Source organism: Brevibacterium ammoniilyticum, assembly GCF_038429965.1.
GTDB classification, from domain to species: domain Bacteria; phylum Actinomycetota; class Actinomycetes; order Actinomycetales; family Brevibacteriaceae; genus Brevibacterium; species Brevibacterium ammoniilyticum.
Genome location: NZ_BAABNP010000036.1, coordinates 1 through 3148 on the forward strand (window position 1 = coordinate 1; position 3148 = coordinate 3148).

4 protein-coding genes are annotated in these 3148 nt (G+C 65.1%); 2 read left to right on the plus strand and 2 right to left on the minus strand.

The genetic code is table 11. From position 1 onward, the window contains the following. Window positions 1-105: 105 nt before the first annotated feature. On the plus strand, window positions 106-531 hold the full coding sequence (msrB, locus tag AAHA49_RS17730; protein WP_053447646.1) for a peptide-methionine (R)-S-oxide reductase MsrB: 426 nt from the start codon (window positions 106-108) through the stop codon (window positions 529-531). A gap of 175 nt (window positions 532-706) precedes the next feature. On the opposite strand, the gene AAHA49_RS17735 is transcribed toward msrB, so the two are convergent. Both AAHA49_RS17735 and AAHA49_RS17740 read right to left on the minus strand, forming a co-directional pair. Next, window positions 707-1174, minus strand: coding sequence for a YkgB family protein (locus tag AAHA49_RS17735; protein ID WP_020624493.1), 468 nt, complete (start codon window positions 1172-1174; stop codon window positions 707-709). Between the two features lie 294 nt (window positions 1175-1468). Continuing rightward, window positions 1469-2098 (minus strand): TetR/AcrR family transcriptional regulator, encoded by a 630-nt coding sequence (locus AAHA49_RS17740; RefSeq protein WP_158443063.1) that lies wholly within the window; start codon window positions 2096-2098, stop codon window positions 1469-1471. A 215-nt stretch (window positions 2099-2313) separates the two neighbouring features. On the opposite strand from AAHA49_RS17740, the gene AAHA49_RS17745 reads away from it, so the two are divergent. Continuing rightward, window positions 2314-2886, plus strand: a complete 573-nt coding sequence (locus tag AAHA49_RS17745; RefSeq protein WP_011117093.1) for an MOSC domain-containing protein — start codon at window positions 2314-2316, stop codon at window positions 2884-2886. The last annotated feature ends 262 nt before the right edge of the window (window positions 2887-3148 follow it).

Below are 3148 nucleotides of genomic sequence, written 5' to 3' on the forward strand. Positions count from 1 at the left end.
CATGGTGATCGATCCTGAATCTCGCCCTGCGTCAGGCGGACTTGCTGTGAACCACTGGACTCAACTCACCCTGACACGCAGGGGCCGGGGACCGTTGAAGCCGTCATGAACACTGGATACGACAACTACCGGCCCGAGGTGCACAAGAGTGAGGAGCAGTGGCGTGAGGAACTGACGCCGCAGGAGTTCCAGGTACTCCGGAAGGCGGGCACCGAGAGGCCGTACACGGGCCAGTACTACGACGCGCACACCACCGGTGTCTATCAGTGCCGGGCGTGTGGCCAAGAGCTGTTCACCAGCACTGATAAGTTCGACTCGCACTGCGGGTGGCCCTCGTTCTGGGCTCCCCTGGCCGAGGACAGGGTGCGTTACCTACGTGATCGGTCCTTGGGGATGGAGCGCATCGAAGTGCGCTGTTCCCGATGCGACTCCCACCTGGGGCACCTCTTCGAAGGTGAAGGTTTCCAGACCCCCACCGATCAGCGGTTCTGCATCAACTCGATCTCCATGAAACTGATTTCCTCCGACTGAGTGGCCGCCCACCGGCTGAACCCTCAGTGCGCCGGCTCCAGGGCTTCGCCGCCGCCGGCGCGCTGACCAACCGGCCCCCAGGTCACCGGGGCAGAGAACATGGGCCGGGACGGGGTACCGCACCAGCAGTTCCCGTCCCGGCTCGTTCCGGGTCACGGCAACGGTCGTTTCCGGGCTACCGGCGGCGGGCGTGCTGCAGCGACTCGGCAGCCGTGAGGATGGATGCCCCCAGAAGCACGGTGTCCTTGAGCAGGAACTGCCCCACCATGGACAACTTGGTTTTCCCGTGGTTCTCCTGCTGCACTCCCGGGGTCGTGGCCATGAAACTGAGCGTGGTGACGAACATCCCTACCGCCCCGAGGCTGCCCAGGGCCGAAGCGCGCGGGGCGAGGGGCTTGGCGGCGATGAGAGCTCCCATACCGATCTCGGCCACCCCGATCAGCTGCGCTGTCTTCTTCTCCCCCAGCTTCTTGAGCACCCCGGAGAACAAGGGGCTGGAGGTGACCAGGGGCCTGATGTTCTCCATCTCGTAGTCCTGGAATTTCAGGGAACCGATCCAGACGAGGTTCGTCACCAGGGAATAGCGCAGTACCGAATTCCCCATCTGCTCGATCCCCGTGGTGGAAGTGTTCTTCGTCATCATTTTCTTGTCTCCTCGTTTTTTCTTGTAGATATCACTCGGACTTGAAAAGGAACCCACGGTTCCATGCTCATGCAGCACCTGGTTCTGCACCGGCAACCCGCGGTTTCCCACCGACGCAGCGTGGTACGCACACCCCGTCTTCCGCGTTGTCTGTGCCGCAACCCTTTCCCCGGGCCACCTGCGGAACTCGCGCGCACAGGCGCGTCGGGACGACCTCGTCGGCTTCGTGCGCCACCTCACGTGCTTCCGGACGCATCATGGTCCGGAATCGTCGTCGCCAGGTGTCAACAGGGCTCATCCCTTCCGAGCTATCGGCCTGCGAGTCGAACCGTGCCCATGAACAACTTCGCAGGCCATGTCGGCGGCCAGCTCGACCAGCGCAGGATCCCGTGTCATCTTGGCGGACGTTTTCGCCCCGTCGTACAGCACCATCACCTTGTCCACCGCGGTCGAGGACCCGTCCTCCCCGAGCAAATGGGCGATATGTGAGGCCAGTGCTTCCCGGTAATGAGCGATCACCTGGCCCACCCCGAGATCATCCGGGCGTTCGATGGCGGCGTTCATGAACGGGCATCCGTGGAACGTGCCGGCCAGAACATCGACAGAGATTCCATCGAAGAAGACTCTCAAGCGCTCAGTCGCGCTGGCCCGGGGGTCGTCCCTGGTTTCGGAAGCGGCTTTCCAGGTGGCCTCCTCCTGCTGGAGGTAAGCCACTACCAGAGCCTGTTTGTTGCCGAAGTGGTGATACATGCTGCCCTTGGCCACGCCGACCTCAGCGATCACCAGATCGATGCCGGTGGCATTGATGCCGCGTGTGTAGAACAGCCGGCGGGCGGTCGCCATGATCCGCTCACGAGCTCCCGTGGACCTCGCAGGCGACCGGTTCGGCGCAGTGGCCTGGGCTTCGGGGATGACTGCCATCATGCGCACCATGCTAGACGGATCCGTCTATTCTGGCTAGACGGATCCGTCTACAATCGTGGCTGGCGCCGCGCCGGAGGCCCGTAAGACAACCGATCCCCCGGGTCTCTGACGGGGCTTGGAGGAGGAAACCTGAACGCTGAAATTCTCGCTATCAACGGTGCGTCCGGTGGTGTCTACGGTGTGCCGGCAACCGTGGTGACGAAGGGAATGATGGCATGATGCAGACCTATCAGTACGACGTGGAGATCCTGCACCTGCTCGTGTCCCCGGGCCATGCCTACTTCGGCCGCGCCCGGGACGGCGCGGCGGACGTGCCCACCACGGATGCCGACCGGGTCGAGCTGGTGGCCGGCAAGGGCGTGGTGGGCGACCGGTTCTTCGGCAAGGCCGCGCACATGGACGCCGCCCTCACCCTGCTCGCCGTCGAAGCACTCGAGGCCATGGCGGCAGATCTGGGCACACCTCCCTTCGACCCGCTCCTGACCCGGCGCAACGTGGTCCTCCGGGGCGCCGAGCTGGCGCCCCTGCTCGGCGGGGAATTCGCGTTGGAGTCCCAAGGTGCTTTCGTGCGGCTGCGGGGTGGGCGGCCGGCCCACCCCTGCGCCTGGATGGACCGGGTGCTCGCCCCGGGCGCGCACGCCGCCATGCGCGGCCGGGGCGGCCTGCGCTGCCAAGTGCTCTCGGACGGGTTCCTGCACCGCGGGCCGGCCGTACTGCACAGCCCTGTCCCGCTCGAGGCCGAACGAGCCGGGGATTCCGTCCGGCGGCGACCGACACGGCTGCCATAGCGCCCCTCGTAGGTGACGCAGCCAGGGACCCCCTTGCTTTACGTAAGGCCCGGCTACCGGTCACCCGCGGCAACGATGACGCAGTTGGGGTTCCCGCGGGGGCCGTACGGGTAGATCGATGTGGCAGTGCGCTGTGTGGCGTATGCCGCCTCGGGATTCCTGTGGCCGCTGGTCGTCTCCGGAATTTTTCAAGGTGTTTGAGGCCAGTGGGTGTCAGGCGGCTACCGGTTCGGCGGCGGTTGGTTGGTTGATCCAGGCGTGG

Coding starts and splice junctions, on each gene's coding strand:
- msrB (WP_053447646.1), top strand. CDS start 106: ATGAACACTGGATACGACAACTACCGGCCCGAGGTGCACAAGAGTGAG.
- AAHA49_RS17745 (WP_011117093.1), top strand. CDS start 2,314: ATGATGCAGACCTATCAGTACGACGTGGAGATCCTGCACCTGCTCGTG.
- AAHA49_RS17740 (WP_158443063.1), bottom strand. CDS start 2,098: ATGATGGCAGTCATCCCCGAAGCCCAGGCCACTGCGCCGAACCGGTCG.
- AAHA49_RS17735 (WP_020624493.1), bottom strand. CDS start 1,174: ATGATGACGAAGAACACTTCCACCACGGGGATCGAGCAGATGGGGAAT.